The following is a 21,868-nucleotide window of genomic DNA, read 5'->3' as shown; positions in this document are numbered from 1 at the left end:
GAACGTATGCAGATCGTCCACGAGCAAGCGCACCTGCCAGCCGTATTCGGACGACAGCTGGCGGGCCAGACGCCAGCACACGCCGATATCGCCGAAGTTGTCGATGACGGCGCAAAAGAGGTCGCAATAAAGCGTGTCGGCGGGCGCGGGGGCCGGTTGCGGGTTTCGTATGTCGTGTTCGGCCGGATGGGCAGGACGGATCGCGGACATGGCGGGAAGCGGGCGGCGGCGCGGATGTCGGCCAGCAGGGCCGGCGGCGCGAACGCGTGCCCAAATGGTCTAAACTGCGGATTCTAAAGCACGCTGCTCCCAAGTTGAGCGCGGCGTTTCCTATATGACGCGCATGACCGATTCCGACGTACAACCCCCGCCTTTCGAACCGAAGAAGTTTCTCGCCCAATTGCCGCACCTGCCGGGCGTGTATCGCTATTACGACGCGCAGGAGAACGTCCTGTACGTCGGCAAGGCGCGCGATCTGAAGAAGCGTGTCTCGAGCTATTTCACGAAGACGCAGGTTTCGCCGCGCATCGCGATGATGATTACGCGTATCGCTCGCATCGAGACGACGGTGACGCGTTCGGAGGCTGAGGCGCTGCTGCTCGAAAACAATCTGATCAAGGCGCTGGCGCCGCGCTACAACATCCTGTTTCGGGACGACAAATCGTACCCGTATCTGAAGCTGACAGGCCACGCGTTCCCGCGCATGGCCTACTACCGCGGTGCGGTGGACAAGAAAAACCAGTATTTCGGGCCGTTCCCGAGTGCTTGGGCCGTACGGGAAAGCATTCAGATCCTGCAGCGCGTGTTCCAGTTGCGCACCTGCGAGGACTCCGTCTTCAACAATCGGACGCGGCCCTGTCTGCTCCATCAGATCGGGCGTTGCACGGCGCCGTGCGTCGGCGCGATCAGCGAAGAGGACTACGCCCGCGACGTCTCGAACGCCTCGCGCTTTCTGCTGGGCCGGCAAAACGAGGTGATGAAGGAGCTCGAAACCAAGATGCATGCGTTCGCGGCCGAACTCAAATTCGAGCAAGCCGCGGCCGTGCGCAATCAGATGAGTTCGCTTTCCACGGTCCTGCATCAGCAGGCAATCGAAGTGGGGGGCGACAGCGATGTCGATATCCTCGCCGTCGTCGCACTGGGTGGACGAGTCTGCGTCAATCTCGCCATGGTGCGAGGCGGGCGGCATCTGGGCGACAAAGCCTATTTTCCGGCGCACGTCGAAAGCGGATTCGCGGGCGATGAAGCAGCGGATGCGGATGCAGCGGCGGACGAAGCCGATGTCGATACCGCACGCGATGAATTCGCCCAGTACCCTCAAGCGGAACGGGACTCGGAAACGCAAGCGCAGCACGTGCAGAAACCGGCGACGCCCGCCCCCCTGTCTGATCCAACCGCAGGCATCGAATCGGACGAGGAGAGTGGGCGGACCGGCTCACCCGATTCCGAGGCGTCGGGCGAACCGGCCGGCCCTGCCGATCTGGCCGAGGACGCTGTGCCCCTCGAACCCGGCATCGAAACGGAAGTGCTCGAAGCGTTTATCGCGCAACACTACCTCGGCAACCGTATTCCGCCGGTGCTCGTCGTGAGCCATGCGCCCGCCAACCGTGAGCTCGTCGATCTGTTGGCCGAGCAGGCGGGGCACAAGGTCGTCATCGTGCGTCAGCCGCAGGGCCAAAGGCGCGTGTGGCTCGGGATGGCCGAGCAAAACGCGCGTCTCGCGCTCGCGCGGCTGCTATCGGAGCGCGGTTCGCAGCAAGCGCGCACGCGGGCGCTGGCCGACGTGCTCGGCATGGAGTGCGACGATCTGGCGCATTTGCGCATCGAATGCTTCGACATCAGCCACACGATGGGCGAAGCGACGCAAGCGTCGTGCGTCGTCTATCGCGATCACAAGATGCAGACGGGCGAATACCGGCGCTTCAACATCACGGGCATCACACCGGGCGACGATTACGCGGCGATGCGGCAAGTGCTCACGCGCCGCTATGAGAAGCTGGCGCTGCAGGCGGCGGAGAGCGCCGAGGAACAGGCGCGAGCCGCGCAACAGGAGGCCGCGTCCGTTCCTGAGCCGGCGGCCGGACCCGTCGAATCGACCGCATCGACCGAATCGTCCGAATCGCCTGAAACCGTCACGGGCGGCGGTATCTTGCCCAACATCGTGCTGATCGACGGCGGCAAGGGGCAGGTCGAAGTCGCGCGCCAAGTCTTTACCGAACTCGGGCTCGACCGCTCGATGCTGGTGGGGGTGGCGAAGGGCGAGGGCCGCAAGGTCGGATTGGAAACGCTCGTGTTCGCGGACGGTCGCGCGGCGCTGGAACTGGGGAAGGAAAGCGCGGCGCTGATGCTCGTGGCACAGATCCGCGACGAAGCGCATCGCTTCGCGATCACCGGCATGCGGGCGAAACGCGCGAAGGCGCGTCAAACGTCGCGGCTCGAGGAACTCGAAGGCGTCGGTGCCAAGCGGCGGCAACGGCTGCTGGCACGTTTCGGCGGCTTGCGCGGCGTGGTGGCGGCGAGCGTCGAAGATTTGGCGAGTGTGGAAGGCATCTCGCACGCGCTCGCCGAGCAGATTTACCGGCAACTCCATTAGTGCCCAGTCACTAGTGCTCAGTCCCGCAAGGTACTTCGATAGGGAATCGCCCCATTTGACCGCCGGGCGGCGGCGCGCGTTGTTGGCACCGCTGATGCCTTTGGTGCGGCCTCCTCAGCGCGAACTGGCCCGCGCCGTCGCCGGCCCGGCATCACGCGAGCCCGGGTGCTCGGCTTGTGGCGGGTGCGGCGACGCGGCACAATGGCGTCTCCTTGATCCCCTCCCTTACTCCAACGCCTGCCATCGTCCATGCCGTTCAACTTTCCGATCTTTCTGACATGGCTGCGGATCGTCCTGATTCCGCTCGTAGTCGGCGTTTTTTACTTGCCCGATTCGATGATGAGCGGCGGCGATCGCAATATGGCCGCGGCGGTGATCTTCGTGCTGGCGGCGTTGACCGATTGGTTCGACGGCTATCTCGCGCGTAAATGGAACCAGACCTCGGCATTCGGCGCGTTTCTCGATCCGGTGGCCGACAAGCTCATGGTGACGGCCGCCTTGCTCATGCTGGTACAACTCACCCGCATCCAGTCGGCGATCGCCCTTGTGATCGTCGGGCGCGAAATCGCTATTTCCGCGCTGCGCGAATGGATGGCACAGATCGGTGCGTCAAAGAGCGTCGCCGTCAATCAGCTCGGCAAGTTCAAGACGGCTTGCCAGATGGTGGCCATTCCCATGCTGTTGTATTACGGTACGGTCCCGCTTGGCGGGACGCTGGCCATCGATACGCGTGTGTGGGGCGAGTGGCTCATCTACCTCGCGGCGGTGCTCACGATCTGGTCGATGCTCTATTACATGAAGCTCGCATGGCCGCAAATCCGCGAGCGCGGCGGCGCGCGCTGATACGCTCGCGTTCTTGCGCTTCTTGCGCTTCTTGCGCTTCTTGCGCTTCTCGCGGCGCGTCTTTTATCGGTCGGACAGCTCGCGCGACAACGCCTGAGCGACGGCTTCCACCACGGGCGCCCATTGCCCTGGCGAAGGTTGCCGCACGAGCCGCGCGTTGGGATACCACGGGCTGCGATCCGTATTCGTGAACCAGCGCCAATCGGCTGCAAACGGCAGCATGAGCCAAAGCGGCTTGCCGAGCGCTCCGGCCAAGTGGGCGATCGACGTATCGATCGAGACGATCGCATCGAGCCGGTCGACAATCGCGGCCGTATCGGCGAAGTCACTGATACGCGTGCCGAAGCGGTGGATCGAGGCCGTGCGTGCCAACGTATCGAGCGCGTTTTCGTCGTCGTCGCTCAAATTGGGTTGAAGCACGAGCCAATCGATCCCCTTCAGCGCGAATAGCGGCGCGAGCGTGGCGACGGGCATCGCGCGATTTTCCTGCGCCTGAATCCGGCCTGACCATGCAAGCCCGATCTTGATCTTCGCATGGCCCCCAAGCGAGCCGCGCCAGCGGCGGCGGTAGGCGGGCGGAACGTCGACATAGCGACGGGCGGGCGGCAGCGTATCGAGCGTCGTGCCGAGTGCGAGCGGCAGGCTCAGCAGCGGGCAGTGCAAATCGGCTTTCGGCCGTGTCTCGCCGGCGATCGTCAGCGCGATGCGCCAATCCTTGGCGAGCGGGGCGACGAGTGGCGCGAGCTCGCGTTGCACCGTCAGCACGACGCGGCTCGCGCGTTCGCAGGCGAGCGGCACGAAGCGCAGGAACTGCAGCGTGTCGCCGAAGCCTTGCTCGGCCTCGATCAACAACGTGCGTTCGCCGATCGGTTCGCCGCGCCAGCGTGGCAGGGCAGGCGTATCGACGGCCGTGCCGGCATCGGCGGCGGCTCCCGATGCGATCGCGAGGCGCGATTCGTAGGCGGGCAGGCCGCGCGCGAGATCGCCCAGCGTCAGTAGCGTCAGCGCGCGATTCAGTTGTGCCGAGGCCAGGTCGGGCCGTAACCGCAGCGCTTGATCGAACGCGCGCAGCGCCGCGTCGTGGGCACCGAGCGCGTGGTGCGCGTTGCCGAGGCCGAGCCAGGCGAGCGCCAGTTGCGGATCGAGGCCGACGGCACGCTCGAAGCGGGGGACGGCTTCGGCGTGCCGGCCCTGCGCGGCGAGGGCGTTGCCCAAGCCGAGCAAGGCGGGCGGAAATGCGCTTTGCAGCGCCAGCGCGGCCTCGAACACGGCGCACGCTTGCGCGTGACGGCCGACAGCATCGAGCGTATTGCCGAGATTGAAATGCGCGGCGACGTAGTTCGGCTGTGCCGCGAGCGCTGCGCGAAACTGATCGATTGCTTCGTCGGGGCGGCCAAGCGCGGCGAGCGCCATGCCGAGGTTGTTGTGCGCCCCGGCGTGGCCCGGGCGCAAAGCGAGCGCGCGGGAAAACGCCGCGATCGCTTCGTCGCTGCGGCCGATCGCATGCAGCGCATTGCCGAGATTGTTGTAGGTCGAGGCATCGTTCGGCTGCAACCGCAACGAGCGCTCGAATGCGTCGACGGCATCGGCGTGGCGCCCCGCCAGGGCATAGGCATTGCCCAGGTTGTAGTGCGCCAGCGGAAATTCGGGCGCGAGCGAGAGTGCGTTGCGAAAGCGCTCGATCGCGCCGTCGAGCCTGCCGAGCGCCTTCAGTGCATTGCCGAGGTTCAGTTGCAGCCCTGCATCGTCCGGGCGCAGTGCCACGGCTCGGCCGACGAGATCGACGGCTTCCTCGTGACGGCCTTGCTGGTGACGAAGGACCCCTAACAGATGAAGGGCGTCCGTATGGACGGGATCGGCGTCGAGCGTGGCGCGGTAATCGCGCTCGGCCTCGGTGAGCCGCCCGTCACGATGCGCCGCGTAGGCGCGCGCAAATAAGGGATCCATGACGCAGGGCGTTGGCACAAACGCGGCATTGTCCCACACTCGGACGGCGGGGCGCCCGCGTCGGCGACGAGGCCGCCTGATGGCCTGCCTGCGACATTGGGTGGGGCGAGTTCGAACCCCGATACGGGATGGCCGGCGTACACTTGGCGGGATCTCATGGTTCGCCGGAGGACAAGCATGGCCGCCGTCAACGTCAACGCGCTGCCGGTGCTGGTCGTGGGGGCTGGGCCGACCGGGCTCGCCTGCGCGATGAGTTTGGCGCGGGCGCACATCAGCGTGCGGCTCATCGATCGGGCGCCGCTTCCCGCCGCGCATTCGCGAGCGGTCGGCATTCAGGCGCGTACGCTGGAGCTCTTCGAGCAGCATCGGATCATCGAGCCTTTTCTCGAGCTGGGCCACCGGCTGCGCGCCGCCAATCTTTATTCGAACGGCACGCGGCTGGCGCGGCTCGATTTCGATCCGTTGCAAACCCGGTATCCCTACTTGCTCTGTTTGGAGCAATCGGTGACGGAGCGGGTGCTTGCCGAACACCTCGCGGCGCTCGGGGTGGAGATTGAGCGCGGTGTCGAGCTGATCGGGTTACGGCAGGATGCCGCGCACGTCGAAGTGCAACTCACCCATGCCGGCGGCCGGCAGGAAACGTGCCGCGCGGCCTACGTGGTGGGCGCTGACGGTGCGCATAGCACGGTGCGTCATCTGCTCGGCTTGAGCTTTACAGGGCAGACACTCGAGCAGACGTTCATGCTCGCCGATCTGCAAGTCGATTCCGATTTGTCGGACGACGAATTCCACTTGTTCGCGTCAGCCGAGGGGTTGGCTGGGATCATCCCGATGGGGGCGGGCCGTCATCGCCTCATTGCCGATAACACCGCCGCCCTGCTCGATGGCGCGGCCATGCCTGAGGCGGTGCAGGTGGGGCCTGCATCGGCGGCCGCGCCGCAGGGTCCGGCGCCTGCCGTCGATGGCCACGCCAAAGCGCACGCTGATGGCGCGAATGGGGTGCCCTCGCTCGACCTGTGCCGCATGGTCGCGACGCGACGTGTGCATCACCCCTTGATGATGTCGGCACTCGGCTGGTCCAGCTTTTTTCACATCAACAGCCGCATGGTCGAGCGGCTGCGCACACAGCGCGTGTTCCTCGCCGGGGATGCGGCGCATGTGCATAGTCCCGCCGGCGCGCAGGGCATGAATACGGGCATCCAGGAAGCGTTGAACCTGGGTTGGAAACTGGCGTGCGCCGTGGCCGGGCGCGCGGGCGAACCGTTGCTCGACACCTATCAGATCGAACGCCATCCGATCGAGCGTGACGTGCTGCGCCAGACCGCATTCATTACGCAGTTGGCCGAGGCCGAGCGCGGACCGTTGAAGCTATTGCGCGAGCGCGTGATGCCGGTGCTGGCGGCGTTCGGTCCGCTGCGCGACGCGGCGCGGTTGATGGTGAGCGAATTGGCGATTCAATACCGGCGCAGCCCGCTCACGCTCGAGCGTGTACTCGATGGGGGCCCGCGGGCGGGCGAACGCGCGCCCGATGCGTTCGTTCGCGTCGTGGATGGTCCGCTCGGGCGGGCGCCCGGGACAGGGCGCTTGTACGATCTCCATGATCCAGCGTTCTTTTCGCTGTTCATCCTGGTGGAATGGCCGGCCGGTGCGGACGCTGCGCTGGACGCGCACGACGTACCCGCCGTCAGGGCCGATCCCGAACTCGATCGCTTGAGTGCGACGATCGAGACTGCGCTTGCCGGCGCGGTACGGATCTGGCGTGTGACGGATGCAGGCGAGGACGATGGCGCCTCGCTGATGCACGCCTATGGGCGGACGCGGCCCGCGTTCTATCTGCTGCGGCCTGACGGCTACATCGGCGCGCGCGGGCGGGCCGCTTCCGATGCGAGCGCACTCGCACGGCATTGCGAAACGTGGTTCGCGAGTGTGCGTCGGGCGGGCTGAGCCGTATGCGCCGCATAGGCGGGCGGTACCGAACGCACCGGCCCGTCATGGCGGCCTGTGATGCTTCCGGCGGCGGCGCGCGCCGCTCAGTGGCTCACGCCGCCGCTTGCGGCGTCAGCGCCTGTCGCGCACGCGTAAGCGCCTCGCGTACGATCGGCGACATTGCCTCGCTCGCAGCCGGATCGTCGAGCGACGCGAGGATCGCGCGCCGCATGCGCGGCTCCCAAAAACGCCGGATGTGATCGGCGATGCTGGCCAGCGCTTCCTCGCGATCGGGCATCGACGCGAAAAACTCGCCGATCTGATTCGCCATTTCGATCAAATGCTCGATGTTCATTGCCGCTCGTCTGGGTTCGTCCGTCTCAGGTCACCGGGAAGCACACTCATTTTCCGCCTGCCGCTTCGGCCAGGGAGCGCTCGCGTTCGCGCAGCAATTCGAGCTGCGTTTCATTGAAGCGTTCATAGTGCTGCTGCCACTGCGACGGCTGCGCGACCGGCTGCACCTGCACGGCTGTCACTTTGTACTCGGGGCAGTTCGTCGCCCAATCCGAGCTATCCGTCGTTATGACGTTCGCACCCGACTCGGGGAAGTGGAACGTCGTATAGACGACGCCGGGCTGCATCCGCTCGCTCACGAGCGCGCGCAGCACCGTTTGCCCCGCACGCGATTCGATGCCGACCCAATCGCCCGTCTTGATCCCGCGTTCCTCGGCGTCGTGAGGATGGATCTCGAGACGATCCTCCTCGTGCCAGCGTGAGTTCTCCGTGCGGCGCGTCTGCGCGCCCACGTTGTACTGCGAGAGGATGCGGCCCGTCGTCAGCAAGAGCGGATAGCGCCTCGTCACCTTCTCGCGCGACGCGACAAATTGCGTAATGACGAATTTGCCCTTGCCGCGTACGAATTCGTCGACGTGCATCGTCGGCGTGCCCTCGGGCGCCTGCTCGTTGCAAGGCCATTGCACACTGCCGAGCCGGTCGATCAACGCGTACGACACCCCATGGAACGTCGGCGTGAGCGCGGCGATTTCGTCCATGATCTCCGACGGCGTCGCGTAGTCCATTTCATAGCCGAGCGCGCGGGACAACATGAGCGTGACTTCCCAATCGGCATACCGCGCGAGCGGCGGCATGACGCGCCGCACGCGCGAGATCCGGCGTTCGGCGTTCGTGAACGTGCCGTCCTTTTCGAGAAACGACGAGCCCGGCAGGAACACGTGCGCATACTTGGCCGTTTCGTTCAGGAAAATGTCCTGCACGACGATGCATTCCATCGCCGTGAGGGCAGCGGCGACGTGCTGCGTGTCGGGATCCGATTGAACGATGTCCTCGCCCTGGCAGTACAGCCCCTTGAAGCTGCCGTCGAGCGCCGCGTCGAACATATTGGGGATGCGCAGGCCCGGTTCGGCTTGCAGATCGACGCCCCAGGCCGCCTCGAATTGATGGCGCACTTCATCGCCGCCGATATGGCGGTACCCGGGCAGCTCGTGCGGGAACGAGCCCATATCGCACGAACCTTGCACGTTGTTCTGGCCGCGCAGCGGATTGACGCCGACGCCTTCGCGGCCGATATTGCCCGTCGCCATGGCCAGGTTCGCGATGCCCATGACCATCGTCGAGCCTTGTGCGTGCTCGGTGACGCCGAGGCCGTAGTAGATCGCCGCATTGCCACCCGTCGCATACAGGCGTGCGGCTTCGCGCAGGAGCGGCGCCGGTACGCCGGTGATTTCGGCCGTCGCTTCGGGCGAGTTCTCGGGTTTGGCGACGAACGCACGCCACTGTTCGAAGGCCAGCGGCTCGCAGCGCTCCGCGATGAACGTTTCGTTCAGCAGGCCCTCGGTCACGATCGTATGCGCAAGGGCGTTCACGAGCGCGACGTTGGTGCCGGGGCGCAGTTGCAGATGGAAGTCGGCCTTGACGTGCGGGCCGTCGACGAGATCGATCCGCCGCGGATCCGCGACGATGAGCTTCGCGCCTTCGCGCAGCCGCCGCTTGAGCCGCGAGCCGAAAACAGGGTGGCCGTCGGTGGGATTCGCGCCGATCACCATGACGACGTCGGCCTGTGCGACGGACGCGAACGTCTGCGTGCCGGCCGATTCACCGATCGTCGTTTTGAGACCATAGCCTGTGGGCGAATGACAGACGCGCGCGCAGGTATCGACGTTGTTGTTGCCGAAGGCGGCGCGCACGAGCTTCTGAACGAGATAGGTCTCTTCGTTCGTGCAGCGCGACGACGTAATGCCGCCGATCGAGTCGCGCCCGTGCTTCGTTTGAATGCGGCGGAACTCGGAAGCCGCATAGGCGATCGCTTCCTCCCAGCTCACCTCGCGCCACGGGTCGGTGATCTTGGCGCGGATCATCGGCGTGGTAATACGATCCTTGTGCGTGGCGTAGCCCCACGCGAAGCGGCCTTTCACGCAGGCGTGGCCTTCATTCGCTTGACCGTTCTTGTGAGGGGTCATGCGTACGACTTGCGAGCCCTTCATTTCGGCCTTGAACGAGCAGCCCACCCCGCAATAGGCGCACGTCGTCACAACCGAGTGCTCGGGCTGGCCGGAGAACGTGACGGTCTTCTCGACGAGCGTGGCGGTCGGGCAAGCGGCCACACAGGCGCCGCACGACACGCACTCCGATTCCATGAACGGTTGGTTTTGGCTTGCTGCCACGCGCGATTCGAAACCGCGCGCGGCGATAGTCAAGGCGAAGGTCCCTTGCGTTTCCTCGCAGGCGCGCACGCAGCGATTGCAGACGATGCACTTGGACGGATCGTAGGTGAAGTACGGATTCGATTCGTCCTTGACGTCCTTCAAGTGATTGGCGCCGTCGAAGCCGTAGCGCACTTCGCGCAGGCCGACCACACCGGCCATGTCCTGCAGTTCGCAGTCGCCGTTGGCGGGACAGGTCAGGCAGTCGAGCGGGTGATCGGAGATGTAAAGCTCCATCACGTTGCGCCGCAGCGCTTGCAGCCGATCGCTTTGCGTGCGCACGCGCATGCCGGCTTCGACGGGCGTCGTGCACGAAGCGGGATAGCCGCGTTTGCCTTCGATTTCGACGAGACACAGGCGGCAGGAGCCGAATGGTTCGAGCGAATCGGTCGCGCACAGTTTCGGGACGTTCACCCCGGCTTCGATCGCGGCGCGCATGACGGACGTACCTGCCGGTACGGTAATGCTGCAACCGTCGATCTCGAGCGTGACATCGGTGTCGGCATGCCGGCGCGGGGTGCCGTAATCGGTGTCGTCGAGCGGGCCAGCCGTGCTCGATCGGCACGCGCAGTTAGCCGAGCCGCAGCCCCCCGAATTCATCGAGGAGGAAGGGGTACGGGCGGATGCATCGGACATGTGAGGCTCCGTCAATCTCAAGCCGCGGCCGCTTTCGGCACAGCGGGACGAAGACCGAAGTCTTCGGGGAAATGGTCAAGGGCGGACAGGACGGGGTAGGGCGTCATCCCGCCCATCGCACAGAGCGAACCGGACACCATCGTGTCGCACAAGTCACGCAGCAGCGTGATCTGCTTTTCCGAGGTATCGCCTTCGCGAATGCGCGCGATGACCTCGACGCCACGGGTCGAGCCGATGCGGCACGGCGTGCACTTGCCGCACGATTCGACGGCGCAGAAATGCATCGCGTACTGCGCGAGTTCGGCTAGGTTCGAGGTGTCGTCGTGCACGACGAGCCCACCGTGCCCGATGACGGCTCCGACCTGCGCGTACGCCTCGTAGTCCATCGGAATGTCCCACTGGCTTTCGGGCAGGTAGGTGCCGAGCGGGCCGCCCACCTGGACGGCGCGCACCGGGCGGCCGCTCGCGGTGCCGCCACCGAATGTTTCGACAAGTTCGCGTAGCGTCACGCCGAAGGCCAGCTCGACGAGGCCGCCGCGCTTGATGTTGCCGGCGAGCTGGAACGGCAGCGTGCCACGGGAGCGGCCCATGCCGAAATCGCGATAGAACGCCGCGCCGCGCGCGAAGATGATCGGCACCGTCGCCAACGTAATGACGTTGTTGACGACCGTGGGTTGGCCGAAGAGGCCCGACAACGCCGGAACGGGAGGCTTCGCACGAACGACGCCGCGCTTGCCTTCGAGCGATTCGAGCAGCGCGGTTTCCTCGCCGCAGACATACGAGCCGGCGCCCTTGGCCACTTCGAGCTCGAAACGGTGCTCGGAAGCGAGCACCCGCTCGCCGAGCCAGCCGGCGGCTCGTGCCTTATCGATGGCCCGCGTCAGCATGGCGATCGAGTGCGGATATTCGCTGCGCACGTAGATATACCCACGCGTTGCGCCTGTCGCGATACCGGCGATGATCATGCCTTCGATCAGCGCAAACGGGTCGCCTTCCATGGCCAGGCGATCGGAGAACGTACCCGAGTCGCCCTCATCGGCATTGCAGACGATGTACTTTTGCGCGGCCTTCGCCTCGCGGACAGTGCGCCACTTGATGCCGGCCGGAAACGCGGCACCGCCGCGGCCGCGCAGACCGGATTCGAGCACCGTCTCACATGCGGCTTCCGCGCTCATGGCCAGCGCGATTTTCAGACCGGCCAGCCCGCCGTGCGAGAGGTAATCGTCGATCGAAAGCGGATCGGTCAGCCCCAGGCGCGCGAACGTCAGACGTTGCTGCTGCTTGAGATAGGGGATCTCGTCGACGATGCCGACCGAGCGCGGGTGGGCATCGCCCGTCAGGAACCCCGCGTCGAACAGCGATGCGACGTCCTGTGGCTCGACGTTGCCGTAGCCCACGCGGCCGCGGCCGGTTTGCACCTCGACGAGCGGTTCGAGCCAAAGCAGGCCGCGCGAACCGTTGCGGACGACTTCGACGGATAGCGAGCGGCGAGCCGCTTCTTGCACGATCGCGTCGGCGATGGCATCGGCGCCGAGCGCCAGCGCCGAAGAATCGCAAGGAACGAAAACACGCGTCGTCATGCGCTCTCCTTCGGCTGGGCGAGGTTCGATGCCGCCTCGGACTGCGCTTGCGCGAACAATGCGTCGAACTTCTCAGGCGTCACTTTTACGTGCAAAGCCCCGTTGATCGTCATCGAAGGCGACAACGCGCATTGGCCGAGGCAGTAGACCGTTTCGAGTTCGACTTCACCGTGGGGCCCGGAGCCGGATTGGTCATTGCCGTTGCCGGCCGTGTGGCCGGCGGCCCGCGCCGCATCGAAGCGGCAGCCGGTGCGGCCTTCGATGTGCCGGGCCAATGCCTCGGTGCCCATGCTGCGGCATGCCTCCGCGCGACACAACGCGATCGCGACGGGCGCGCTCGGGTGCGTGCGGAAATGGTGATAGTAGGTGACGACGCCATGCACTTCGGCGCGCGAAAGGTTGAAGACGCGCGCCAGCGGCGCGACGACTTCGGGCGGGACAAAGCCCGCATCGTCTTGAATGGCGTGCAGCACCGCGATCAGCGATGCGCCCGGCGAAGCATGCCGGCGAACGAGTTCGTCCGGCGCCGCGGCGCTGGCAGGTTCCAAGGTGGGGCTCCTCTTAGACTCCATCAATATGCACTTGCTCGTCATATGGCGTGCATATATGCTCGGCTCTAGCCGTTGTTCTGGAACAATAGGCGCGGGTTATGCGTTGTGCAATAGGAAATCCGAGTTCATAAATGATTGAGATCAAATGCGTCGCGCAATTGGTCGTACGCGACAGCGCAGGCCGGGAGGCGAGCTTGACGGATATCGTGCCGCTGCTCGCGCTGGTGGACGAGACGGGCAGCATCGCCCAGGCAGCCGGCGAACGGCAGCTGTCGTACCGGCATGCATGGGGGGTGTTGCGCGCGCTCGAGGCTCGGCTCGGCGGCGAGCTGATTACGAAGGAACGCGGCAAGGGCTCGGCGCTGTCGGCGTTGGGCCGGGCGGTCGTGCAGGCGCAGCGTCTGTGCGTGGATCGGCTCGACGGCCCGTTGCAGCAGCTGGCGAACGACGTGAGTGCGGAATTGAACCGGCAGCTGGGGGCCGGCGCCACGACGCGCATTCATGCATCGCACGGCTACGCGGTGGCGGCCCTCGTCGCGCGGCTGCACGGGCAGTCGGCCGGTTCAGTGGATATCAAATATCGCGAAAGTGCGGAAGCCGTTGCGGCGCTGGCGCGCGGCGAATGCGATTTCGCGGGTTTTCACCTGCCGCGCGGTGCGTTCCGCGAGCTCTGCGCGGATATCTATCGGCGTTGGCTCGATCCGAGGCGTCACGTGCTCGTCTATTTGACGGCGCGCAAGCAGGGGTTGTTTCTCACCAAGGGTAACCCGAAGGGCATCCATGGCCTTGACGATCTCGCCCGCCCGGACATCCGTTTCGTGAATCGCCAGCCCGGTTCCGGTACGCGGTTGCTGGTCGATCTCGCATTGAACAGTATCGGCATCGATCCGGAGCGGATTAACGGCTATGCGTCGACTGAGCTGACGCACACGGCGATCGCGGCGTTCGTCGCGAGCGGCATGGCCGATGCCGGCTTTGGGGTGGCCCCGGCCGCGTACCATTTCGGGCTCGATTTCGTGCCGGTGGTCGACGAGGATTACTACTTCGCGTGCGATCGCGCGCGGCTGGCGGCGCCGCCGCTCGCAGCGGCGCTCACGGTGCTGCGCAGCGACGAGTTCCGGGCGGGCGTGGCGGCGCTCGAAGGCTACGACCCCACACACTGCGGCGAGCTTGTCGATGTGACGACGGGCTTGCGGGGCGCGGCGTTGTCCGGGGCGCCGGATACGGCCTAGCCGGACGCGGGAGCGCCATGCGGGCGCTCGGGGCCGTCCGGCGCCCATTACGGCGGTAACACGGTTACCTGCAACCGGCGAGGGTTCTGCGTTACGCTTACGGTTCCCTTGTATTCGACTGACCTGGATCGCGCCAGCCGGCGCTCAATCGCTATGAAATCTCTTTTTAACCTGTGTGTTGGCGTGGCGGCGGCCGGCGTGCTGTCGGCGGTGGCATCGCTGGCGTTTGCCCAAAATACGCCTGGCGTGCCCGGCGGCATCTTGCAGGATCAATTCCGGATCCAAGAGCATCCGCAATTGGAATTCGCCGCGTCGGCGCCGTCTAAGAAATACCAAACACGCACCAGCAAAATGCGCAAGAAGGGCGACCTTGGCGATCCGGACGGCTGCAACTTGCAGTGTCCTGACGACGCGCAGTAGCGAACCACGCAGCGGATGGTTGCGCTTGCGGAGATTAACCCCAATAATCTCCGCATGAATTGCGGAGATTGCACCTACATTTGGCAGCGCGACGATTGGCCGCGGTGGCGCTATGACCTCGGGGAACTGACGCAGCCTCTGGCCGAGGTCAGTCGTGCCCAAGGCGTTTTGCTTGGACGACTCACCGATGTCGGGGGCGCGTTGCGGGCTCAAGCGAGCCTTACGGCCTTGACCAACGACGTGGTGAAGACGAGCGAAATCGAGGGCGAGCGCCTCGACATCGGCTCAGTGCGCTCGTCCATTGCTCGCCGTCTCGGCGTCGACATCGGCGCATTGGCTCCGGTGGACCGGTATGTCGATGGCGTGGTCGATATGGTGATGGACGCGACTATCGGCTGCGATGCACCGCTCACGTGCGAGCGTTTGTTTGCGTGGCATGGCGCCTTATTTCCGATGGGCTATTCGGGCCTCTCGAAGATTTCCGTGGCGCGTTGGCGCAATGATGCGCAGGGGCCCATGCAAGTCGTGTCCGGACCGATCGGCCGGCAGCGGGTCCACTTCGAAGCGCCGCCGGCGGAACGCCTGCCGGCCGAAATGGCCCGCTTCCTGGCGTGGGTGAATGCGCCTTCGCACGAGCCGCCGCTGATCAGGGCAGGCATTGGACATCTATGGTTCGTGACGTTGCATCCATTCGACGACGGCAATGGCCGGATGGCGAGAGCCATCGGCGATCTGCTGTTGGCGCGTGCCGACGGCAGCCCGCAGCGCTTCTATAGTCTGTCGGCGCAGATTCAGCGCGAGCGCTCGGCTTATTACGCGATGCTGGAGCGAACCCAACGGGGCACGCTCGACATCGGCGAGTGGCTGGCCTGGTTTCTCGCCACGCTGGGTCGGGCGATCGCCGAAGCCCAGCTCACGCTCGACGCCGTGCTCGTCAAGGCCCGCTTTTGGCAGCACTGGCTGGGTGCGTCGTTGAACGAACGGCAGGTCAAGCTGCTCAACCGGCTGCTGGACGGTTTTGAAGGCAAGCTCACGTCGAGCAAATGGGCGGCAATCGCGAAATGCTCGCCCGATACGGCGCTGCGCGACATCAACGATTTGCTCATGCGCGGTGTATTGAGAAAGTCGGAGGGTGGGGGGCGCAGTACCGGCTATGAGCTTGGTGACACGCATTGAGCCGTTCCGTCGATATCGCGCGTGCCCTGACGTATCGCGACATCGACCTCGTGTTCCTTGTGTTGAAGGGCAGTCTGTGCGCCGAGGCCGTCTAGTCAGGCTCTCATTGCTCCCTTTCGATAATCCCATGCGAGACGTCTACGGGCGGTCGCAGCGCGATTGTTAAACATTGCAAACTTGCTCGCCGGCACGCGCACTCTGTCTGGACAAACGTTTGCCTCTCAAGCAAAGTCATAAAAACAGTCGTATGACTATTTTTTATCAAATAGTGGGATCGACTGAGGCAAAACTGCACGTTTGCAGTGGGCGGCTAATCCATGCTCCTCGCGCGTCCTGCGCGATGCGAGGCTAAGCCGGGCGTCAATCCACTTAGGGCCGTGGTTCAACGAGAAGAAAGTTAGTGGTCCTAATCGAATCAGGCTGCAATCGTGCGTTGTATCGAACGCACGGCGCTGACCGATGCCGACTTCGAATTGCAATTCGAGATTTGCTGCAAGGGGGAAATAAAAAGATGAATCGTATGTTTCGCGTGATCTGGTCGAGGGCAGCGGGCGCCTGGGTGGTCGCCTCGGAATTGTCCACTCGGTGCGGTAAGGGCGGTCAGGGGAATGATCGACGCCAAGCAGTGGTGGCGGGTGTCGGCGCGGCCGCGGTGGCGCTCTGCTGCTGGTCGTCGCCGGCGAGTGCGCAGGCCTGGAAGGGCACCACGAGCAGCGACTGGACGGTCGGCAGCAACTGGTCCACGGGCACAGCGCCGACTGGCGCTGCGACGGTGACGATCAACACGAACTCGCCTAGTCCCACGGTCCTCGGCGTGTCAGGCCCGGCGACGGCAACGATAGGGACGCTCTATCTGAGCGGCGTGGCAGCTGCGACCCCGAACACGTTTACGAGCACGCTGATCGTTCAGAACGGCAGCACTTTGTCGTCTGGCGCTTCGAACATTGGTTTTTGGGATGTGAACGGGTCTGCCGTCGGATCTGCCACTGCCACGGTAACGGGCACGGGGTCGTCATGGTCTGCCACCAGCGTGACAATTGGCACTGGCAACTCTAGCGGCATCACGGGCCGGTCCGCTCCGGGTACGCTGAACATTGCCAATGGTGCCACGGTTAATGTGGCAGGTGCCATGATCCTCGGGCAGAGCAGCGGCAGCGGGACGTTGAACGTAACGAGTGGCGGTACGCTTACCACGGGCAACGCAACGATGTTCGATCTCGGAGCAAACACCGTCAATACCGCCAACATCTCCGGCGCCGGGTCGAAGTGGTCGGTGGCCGGAACTTTTCTGGTCGGTAACAGGGCCAGCGGCACCGCCGGCACCAGCACGCTCAACGTGGCAAACGGTGGCGCCGTGGCTGCCACGGGCGATATCACGCTGGGGGGAACGAACCTTAGCACAGGCGGACACGGGGATGTCACGGTGACCGGCTCCGGTTCGCAACTGAGCACGAGTGGAGCACTCAACATCGGTTTCTGGGGCAAAGGCAGCACGGTGACGGTTTCCAATGGCGCGGTGGCAACCGCCAACTCGGTTACGATAACGCCCACCGCGGCGCTTGCCGCGTTTTCGACAGGCACCCTCAACCTCTCAAGCAGTGGCACGCTGGCGACGCAGACGCTGACTGCCGGAGCCGGCACCGCACAGGTGAACTTCGACGGCGCCACCTTGCGCGCGACCGCCAGCAATACGGCCTTTATCGGCGGCTTTACGGGCACCGAACTCAACATTGCCGCCGGCGGCGTCAACATCGACACGGGCAGCTTTACTGACACAGCAGCCTCGCCCTTCACCGGCGTAGGCGCGTTGACCAAAGTTGGCACCGGTACGTTGGTGATGATCGGTAACAACAGCTACGCCGGCAGCACGACGATTTCGGCTGGTACATTGCAACTCGGCAACGGGGGCACGTCGGGTTCGATCAGCGGCGATGTGGTGAATAACGGCACGTTGGTGTTCGACCGCTCGGATATTTCGACTTTCGGCGGCGCGATTTCCGGCACCGGTGCGGTCAACCAGATCGGTACCGGCACGACGATCCTGACCGGCAACAATACGTACGCTGGCGGCACGACGATTTCGGCAGGCGCGCTGCAACTGGGCAACGGCGGCGCGTCGGGTTCGGTTACGGGCAATGTGACGAACAACGGGGCGCTCATCATCGATCGCTCCGATGTGAATACCTATGGCGGCCAGATCTCCGGCAGTGGCGCAGTGAGCCTGATCGGCACCGGTACGACGATCCTGACGGCCAACAACGCGTATACCGGGGGCACGACGGTTTCGGCAGGCACCCTGGCCATCGGCGACGCTTCGCACCCGCAGGCAACGAGCGGCTCGGGGAATGTCTCCGTCGCATCCGGTGCGGCGCTTGGCGGCTACGGCCAAATCACCGGGTCTGTGCAAAACGACGGCACGCTCGCGGCGGCCAATGCGTTGCCGGTGTTCACGACGGGCTCGACCGGCACGCTGCGGATCGGCGGCTCCCTCACGAACAACGGCGTCCTTCAACTCGCGGCGGCGAACGGCAATGCGGGCAATGTATTGCAGGTTGCCGGCAATTACGGCGGCAACGGGCAGTTAGTGCTGAACACGGTGCTCAACCAAGGGGGCGCCGCGTCGCAGACCGACCAGCTCATCGTCGGTGGAAACGCCAGCGGCAGTACGGCGATCACGCTCAATCGGTCGGGCTCCGGCGCGCAGACCGTCGGCGACGGGATTCAAGTGGTGCGAGTGGGCGGGACGTCGGCCGCCAACAGTTTCCGTTTGGCGGGGCCGATCCAGGCGGGCGCCTATCAATACCTGCTCTATCAAGGCGGCGCGACAGATTCGAACAGTTGGTATCTGCGCTCGCAATTCGAGCAGACGACGCCGACTGCGGGGGCAGGTGCATCCGTACTGCCGGCAACGTCGGGAGCCTCCGCAGCGGTCGCGGCGGCCGTGGCCTATCGCCCGGCCGTGATCGGCTATTCGGTCACACCGCTGCTGAACGCCGATTACGGTTTTTCGGTACTTGGCCGGCAGCAGGAGCGAGTGGGTGACGAGGCCAGCGCCGCTGCTGCGCAGCCTGCGCACAGCAATGGTGTGTGGGGGCGCATCGGCGGGCAGAATCTCGATGCCGACGCGGGCAATCGCTTTTCTGCCGACGAACGCACATTCTTCGCCCAATTCGGCAAGGACTGGACGCTCGCGCACGGGGCAAACGGCGGCAGCACGCATGCGGGTGCGACGGTGACGTTCGGTTCGACGTCCGCGTCGTTCAGCGACAGCCTGCGCAGTCTCAGTGGTCTGTCCAATGCAACAGGTACGGTGGAGACGCAGGCGCAGTCGCTCGGTGGCTATTGGACACGTTATTTGCCCGACGGCAGCTACGTCGACGGCGTTGGCCAACTGACGCACTATCACAACCGGTACGGCGATGCGTTTGGCGGCAGCGCGAGCCAGAACGGCTTCGGAGCCGGCATGTCCGGCGAAGTGGGCAAACCGTTCGCGCTTGGCGCGACGGGCGTGGCCATCGAACCGCAAGCCCAATTGCTTTACCAGTACCTGCACCTTAACGGCTTTGACGACGGCATCTCGCAGGTCGCCGCCAATTCGACGAACGGGCTGCGCGGCCGTCTCGGCTTCAGGCTGTTCAAGGCGAATCTTTCGAATGATTCGAAGACCTCGACCGTGACGCCCTGGCTTACCGCAGATGTCCTGCACGATTTCCTCTCGCCGGGACAGACACTAGTCGGCGGTACTGCGCTCAATAATCGGTTGGGCAAGACTTGGTGCGAATTAGGCGTAGGCGTGACCGGTACGTTCGGTAAACGCTCGACGCTGTATGCGGATGTCCGCTACGCGCACAACCTCGGCGGTGACTATCGACGCACGGTGTTCGGGCAAGCGGGGTATCGGTTCAACTGGTAAAGCTGCGTCGCGTCGGCTGGTGCGCAAGGGTATGTCGCTGCGCATCAGCGGCCGGCGCGCCTGCCCGGCGGGGTGTCGCTCGCGTTCGAGCCCCGGCCGTTGCGCGCTATGATTTGCCGCCACGGAATCTGACGGTTTGGTGACGTGCACATTGCGTGACAAAATCGGCATCGTGCGGGATCGGCGCATGAAAAAATCGGCTCCGAAACAGCGGAAACGAATCGAATCTTCGCGAGCGAAATATCCCTCTATTTTTCCTGATTTCGCTGTATCGGTCGCCTTTGAAGTTGCGATTGACCGAGGTGAAAGGAAATAACTTTTCGGCGAACTCGCTCAGCTCGTACTTGGGGGCGTGCTGTTTGAACTTCTCGAGATTTTCAAATTGATCGCGGCAGATTATCTGAATTGCAGTCTCGGGAAATTGAAAGCGTTGAGTCCATAGCGCATGCCATCCCGTTTTCGTTTCGTTGATGAAATCGACTAATCGCTGGCTCAAAACGTATGCATCGGATTCAATATGGATGATCTTGTCGACGCCGAGATCGTCCGCGATGGTCATCGAATGCAGAAAGCTGCGCCACCAGCCGGGGTAGGCGAGCAGGCCCTGGCGCCCCAGATTTTCGTCGAACCGGACGATTACGTTGCGATCGCCACACTGTGACAGGTCATGGTGGTGGGGGAGGGTGCCAATGACATCCGCAGGTGGCAGAAATGGGGAGCCGTCGTCGATCATGATGTTCTTGACCGTATCGATCGGCATATCTTTATAAAAATCCAACCATCGCTGATATCGGCTCTGCCATGTCTGATGGTCCTTGATGTAGCTGGTGCAAAACAGTAAAGACTTCATTGATGCAATATCTAATTTTATTGGATCGATGGGCGAAAATTTCACGCCAATCTTCCATCGATGATTTTGGCTAGCCGCCGTCGAGCCGGGCGCGATAAATCCTGCACCCAGAGAAGGCGCGTCAAAATAGGTTCCCTGGCTGATACTGCACTGATCTGCGTGTTTTGATTCCTTGCGGTCCGACTGTGTCTGACGAGTCTGACTAGGACGATATCCCGAGCTCGCCGGGTTGGTCAACCGGCGTGGAATAGTGGATAGCCCGGGGGTGAGGGCTCAGGCAATCGGCAAAATGGACCGCGCTGGAAACAAAACACCCGCGAAGCGTTGCACTGTCGTGGGTGGGTTTCAGGATTTCCCCGGGTGCAGCTCATAGGGTGAGCGTTGATGCCCGCGCTCAACCCAGGCGAAGCATCAGGGTGAGAGGATGCATCGGCGAGGGCCGAAATCCGTAGAACTCGTAAAAGGCGGCCGCTTTTGCGTCGATGGCATGCACGAGTAACGCGCGTACGCCGATGTCTTTCGCTACCGCGCTGGTGCGATTGACTGCGTCTTTAAGTAACGCCGCCCCCAGTGTCGTCCCTTTCGCATCGACATCGCGTGCCAGTCGCCCCAGCACGATCACCGGGACGGGATCCGGCATGTTTCGTCGTACGTTTCCGGTGGCTTCCGCGTGCGTCATTGCGCCCGCTGAGAGGGCGTAATAGCCGTACACCCGGCCAGCCGCGTCCGTCGTCACGAAGACGCGGCTCGCGCCGCTGTCGTGGTTGGATAAGGCGCGGCGCTTTAGCCAGTCATCGAGTTCGGTCTTGCCGCAGGAAAAGCGGTTGACGTCATGCTCCGCCGAAAGCGGTTGCGGGGCGGAAAGCTTCAGCGGCATCAGCTGTTTTCGTCCCAAGGAGCTTTAACCTCCATGAGACGTGCAAGGCCAACATTCGGAGCTTGCGGCGCATCGAGCATCTGCATGAATTGCTTATGCTTTTCTGCATCCAAACTGAAAAACGTGCGATCGAGGACCACCGCCTGCGCACGTTCGCAAGCGACTTCCAGCATGAAGTCGGAGCGGTTCTTGCCCAGCAGGCTTGCGGCGTAATCGATCAGATCCCGCTGTTCGGGCAGCGCGCGAAGATTGATAGCGGCGTCGCGCATGGCATGCTCCGATGTGTATATGATAGATATACACATGATAGCCACGGTGTGTAGCTGTTGTCAACACGGTCCCGACGAGCGAGCGGCATTCGTGCACGGATGCCCACCATCGACGCAGAGCGAGAAATCTCAGCGCCATAGACACAAAAGCCCCGTCAGACGGACGTCTACGGGGCTTTCGAGCGAGCTTCGCGGAAGCTCGAGGGTGTTTGGTGGAGCCGGCGGGAATCGAACCCGCGTCCAAGAGCAGTCCACAACCAGTTCTACATGCGTAGTTCTGTCTTTTGATTTAACCGCAGCGACGCGGACGAACACGCTGCGCAACGGCGATTCAC

At 64.0% G+C, this 21,868-nt stretch carries 16 protein-coding genes and 1 other RNA gene; 7 read left to right on the top strand and 10 right to left on the bottom strand.

All coding sequences use genetic code 11. From position 1 onward, the window contains the following. On the bottom strand, nt 1–210 hold a 210-nt coding region (gene earP, locus ACTHL0_RS18295), incomplete at its 3' end, for an elongation factor P maturation arginine rhamnosyltransferase EarP (RefSeq protein ID WP_440568244.1). A gap of 133 nt (nt 211–343) precedes the next feature. Here earP and uvrC point away from each other — a divergent pair. Both uvrC and pgsA read left to right on the top strand, forming a co-directional pair. After that, on the top strand, nt 344–2,593 hold the full coding sequence (gene uvrC, locus ACTHL0_RS18290) for an excinuclease ABC subunit UvrC (RefSeq protein WP_440568243.1): 2,250 nt from the start codon (nt 344–346) through the stop codon (nt 2,591–2,593). A gap of 249 nt (nt 2,594–2,842) precedes the next feature. Further along, nucleotides 2,843–3,436 (top strand): CDP-diacylglycerol--glycerol-3-phosphate 3-phosphatidyltransferase, encoded by a 594-nt coding sequence (pgsA, locus tag ACTHL0_RS18285; protein WP_440568242.1) that lies wholly within the window; start codon nt 2,843–2,845, stop codon nt 3,434–3,436. 63 nt (nt 3,437–3,499) lie between these two features. On the opposite strand, the gene ACTHL0_RS18280 is transcribed toward pgsA, so the two are convergent. After that, entirely contained in the window at nt 3,500–5,383 is a 1,884-nt protein-coding gene (locus tag ACTHL0_RS18280; RefSeq protein WP_440568241.1) for a tetratricopeptide repeat protein, read from the bottom strand. A gap of 177 nt (nt 5,384–5,560) precedes the next feature. Here ACTHL0_RS18280 and ACTHL0_RS18275 point away from each other — a divergent pair, with 177 nt between their 5' ends. Next, nucleotides 5,561–7,327, top strand: coding sequence for an FAD-dependent oxidoreductase (locus ACTHL0_RS18275; RefSeq protein ID WP_440568240.1), 1,767 nt, complete (start codon nt 5,561–5,563; stop codon nt 7,325–7,327). Between the two features lie 94 nt (nt 7,328–7,421). On the opposite strand, the gene ACTHL0_RS18270 is transcribed toward ACTHL0_RS18275, so the two are convergent. The 4 genes from ACTHL0_RS18270 to ACTHL0_RS18255 are packed head-to-tail and all read right to left on the bottom strand — an operon-like array spanning nt 7,422 to nt 12,817. Next, a complete protein-coding gene (locus tag ACTHL0_RS18270; RefSeq protein ID WP_440568239.1) occupies nt 7,422–7,664 on the bottom strand; it encodes a formate dehydrogenase subunit delta in 243 nt (80 codons plus the stop codon). 46 nt (nt 7,665–7,710) lie between these two features. After that, nucleotides 7,711–10,665, bottom strand: coding sequence for a formate dehydrogenase subunit alpha (fdhF, locus tag ACTHL0_RS18265; RefSeq protein ID WP_440568238.1), 2,955 nt, complete (start codon nt 10,663–10,665; stop codon nt 7,711–7,713). 17 nt (nt 10,666–10,682) lie between these two features. Beyond that, nucleotides 10,683–12,245, bottom strand: coding sequence for a formate dehydrogenase beta subunit (locus ACTHL0_RS18260; RefSeq protein ID WP_440568237.1), 1,563 nt, complete (start codon nt 12,243–12,245; stop codon nt 10,683–10,685). Next, nucleotides 12,242–12,817 carry an NAD(P)H-dependent oxidoreductase subunit E gene (locus ACTHL0_RS18255; protein WP_440568235.1) on the bottom strand — a complete coding sequence of 192 codons (576 nt, stop codon included), beginning with the start codon at nt 12,815–12,817 and terminating at the stop codon, nt 12,242–12,244. Before ACTHL0_RS18255 ends, ACTHL0_RS18260 begins: the two co-directional genes overlap by 4 nt. A gap of 110 nt (nt 12,818–12,927) precedes the next feature. Between ACTHL0_RS18255 and ACTHL0_RS18250 the strand changes: the two genes are divergently transcribed. The 4 genes from ACTHL0_RS18250 (at nt 12,928) to ACTHL0_RS18235 (ending at nt 19,537) form a co-directional block, all read left to right on the top strand. Continuing rightward, nucleotides 12,928–14,028 carry a substrate-binding domain-containing protein gene (locus ACTHL0_RS18250; RefSeq protein ID WP_440568234.1) on the top strand — a complete coding sequence of 367 codons (1,101 nt, stop codon included), beginning with the start codon at nt 12,928–12,930 and terminating at the stop codon, nt 14,026–14,028. A gap of 153 nt (nt 14,029–14,181) precedes the next feature. Continuing rightward, entirely contained in the window at nt 14,182–14,448 is a 267-nt protein-coding gene (locus ACTHL0_RS18245; RefSeq protein ID WP_440568245.1) for a hypothetical protein, read from the top strand. Between the two features lie 54 nt (nt 14,449–14,502). Then, entirely contained in the window at nt 14,503–15,624 is a 1,122-nt protein-coding gene (locus ACTHL0_RS18240) for a Fic family protein (RefSeq protein ID WP_440568233.1), read from the top strand. A 511-nt stretch (nt 15,625–16,135) separates the two neighbouring features. Next, nucleotides 16,136–19,537 (top strand): autotransporter outer membrane beta-barrel domain-containing protein, encoded by a 3,402-nt coding sequence (locus ACTHL0_RS18235; protein WP_440568232.1) that lies wholly within the window; start codon nt 16,136–16,138, stop codon nt 19,535–19,537. 106 nt (nt 19,538–19,643) lie between these two features. Here the strand turns inward: ACTHL0_RS18235 and ACTHL0_RS18230 are convergent, their stop codons facing one another. The 4 genes from ACTHL0_RS18230 to ssrA form a co-directional block, all read right to left on the bottom strand. After that, the gene (locus ACTHL0_RS18230) at nt 19,644–20,432 is read right to left on the bottom strand and encodes a hypothetical protein (RefSeq protein WP_440568231.1); all 789 of its coding nucleotides are present in this window, start codon (nt 20,430–20,432) and stop codon (nt 19,644–19,646) included. Nucleotides 20,433–20,781: 349 nt separating this feature from the next. Next, the gene (locus ACTHL0_RS18225) at nt 20,782–21,264 is read right to left on the bottom strand and encodes a GNAT family N-acetyltransferase (RefSeq protein WP_440568230.1); all 483 of its coding nucleotides are present in this window, start codon (nt 21,262–21,264) and stop codon (nt 20,782–20,784) included. Continuing rightward, on the bottom strand, nt 21,264–21,533 hold the full coding sequence (locus ACTHL0_RS18220) for a DUF1778 domain-containing protein (protein WP_440568229.1): 270 nt from the start codon (nt 21,531–21,533) through the stop codon (nt 21,264–21,266). Before ACTHL0_RS18220 ends, ACTHL0_RS18225 begins: the two co-directional genes overlap by 1 nt. Before the next feature lie 210 nt (nt 21,534–21,743). Next, nucleotides 21,744–21,868, bottom strand: a transfer-messenger RNA (tmRNA) gene (gene ssrA, locus ACTHL0_RS18215); the annotation flags it as partial.

This window comes from Trinickia sp., from assembly GCF_051961175.1.
In the GTDB taxonomy this organism is placed as follows: domain Bacteria; phylum Pseudomonadota; class Gammaproteobacteria; order Burkholderiales; family Burkholderiaceae; genus Trinickia.
Note: the sequence above shows the minus strand (reverse complement) of the source record. Positions and strands in the feature narration are given on the sequence as shown.

Bases quoted from the DNA above. Each gene is read 5' to 3' on its own strand.
- uvrC (WP_440568243.1), top strand. From the start codon at position 344: ATGACCGATTCCGACGTACAACCCCCGCCTTTCGAACCGAAGAAGTTT.
- pgsA (WP_440568242.1), top strand. From the start codon at position 2,843: ATGCCGTTCAACTTTCCGATCTTTCTGACATGGCTGCGGATCGTCCTG.
- ACTHL0_RS18280 (WP_440568241.1), bottom strand. From the start codon at position 5,383: ATGGATCCCTTATTTGCGCGCGCCTACGCGGCGCATCGTGACGGGCGG.
- ACTHL0_RS18275 (WP_440568240.1), top strand. From the start codon at position 5,561: ATGGCCGCCGTCAACGTCAACGCGCTGCCGGTGCTGGTCGTGGGGGCT.
- ACTHL0_RS18270 (WP_440568239.1), bottom strand. From the start codon at position 7,664: ATGAACATCGAGCATTTGATCGAAATGGCGAATCAGATCGGCGAGTTT.
- fdhF (WP_440568238.1), bottom strand. From the start codon at position 10,665: ATGTCCGATGCATCCGCCCGTACCCCTTCCTCCTCGATGAATTCGGGG.
- ACTHL0_RS18260 (WP_440568237.1), bottom strand. From the start codon at position 12,245: ATGACGACGCGTGTTTTCGTTCCTTGCGATTCTTCGGCGCTGGCGCTC.
- ACTHL0_RS18255 (WP_440568235.1), bottom strand. From the start codon at position 12,817: ATGGAGTCTAAGAGGAGCCCCACCTTGGAACCTGCCAGCGCCGCGGCG.
- ACTHL0_RS18250 (WP_440568234.1), top strand. From the start codon at position 12,928: ATGATTGAGATCAAATGCGTCGCGCAATTGGTCGTACGCGACAGCGCA.
- ACTHL0_RS18245 (WP_440568245.1), top strand. From the start codon at position 14,182: ATGAAATCTCTTTTTAACCTGTGTGTTGGCGTGGCGGCGGCCGGCGTG.
- ACTHL0_RS18240 (WP_440568233.1), top strand. From the start codon at position 14,503: ATGAATTGCGGAGATTGCACCTACATTTGGCAGCGCGACGATTGGCCG.
- ACTHL0_RS18235 (WP_440568232.1), top strand. From the start codon at position 16,136: ATGAATCGTATGTTTCGCGTGATCTGGTCGAGGGCAGCGGGCGCCTGG.
- ACTHL0_RS18225 (WP_440568230.1), bottom strand. From the start codon at position 21,264: ATGCCGCTGAAGCTTTCCGCCCCGCAACCGCTTTCGGCGGAGCATGAC.
- ACTHL0_RS18220 (WP_440568229.1), bottom strand. From the start codon at position 21,533: ATGCGCGACGCCGCTATCAATCTTCGCGCGCTGCCCGAACAGCGGGAT.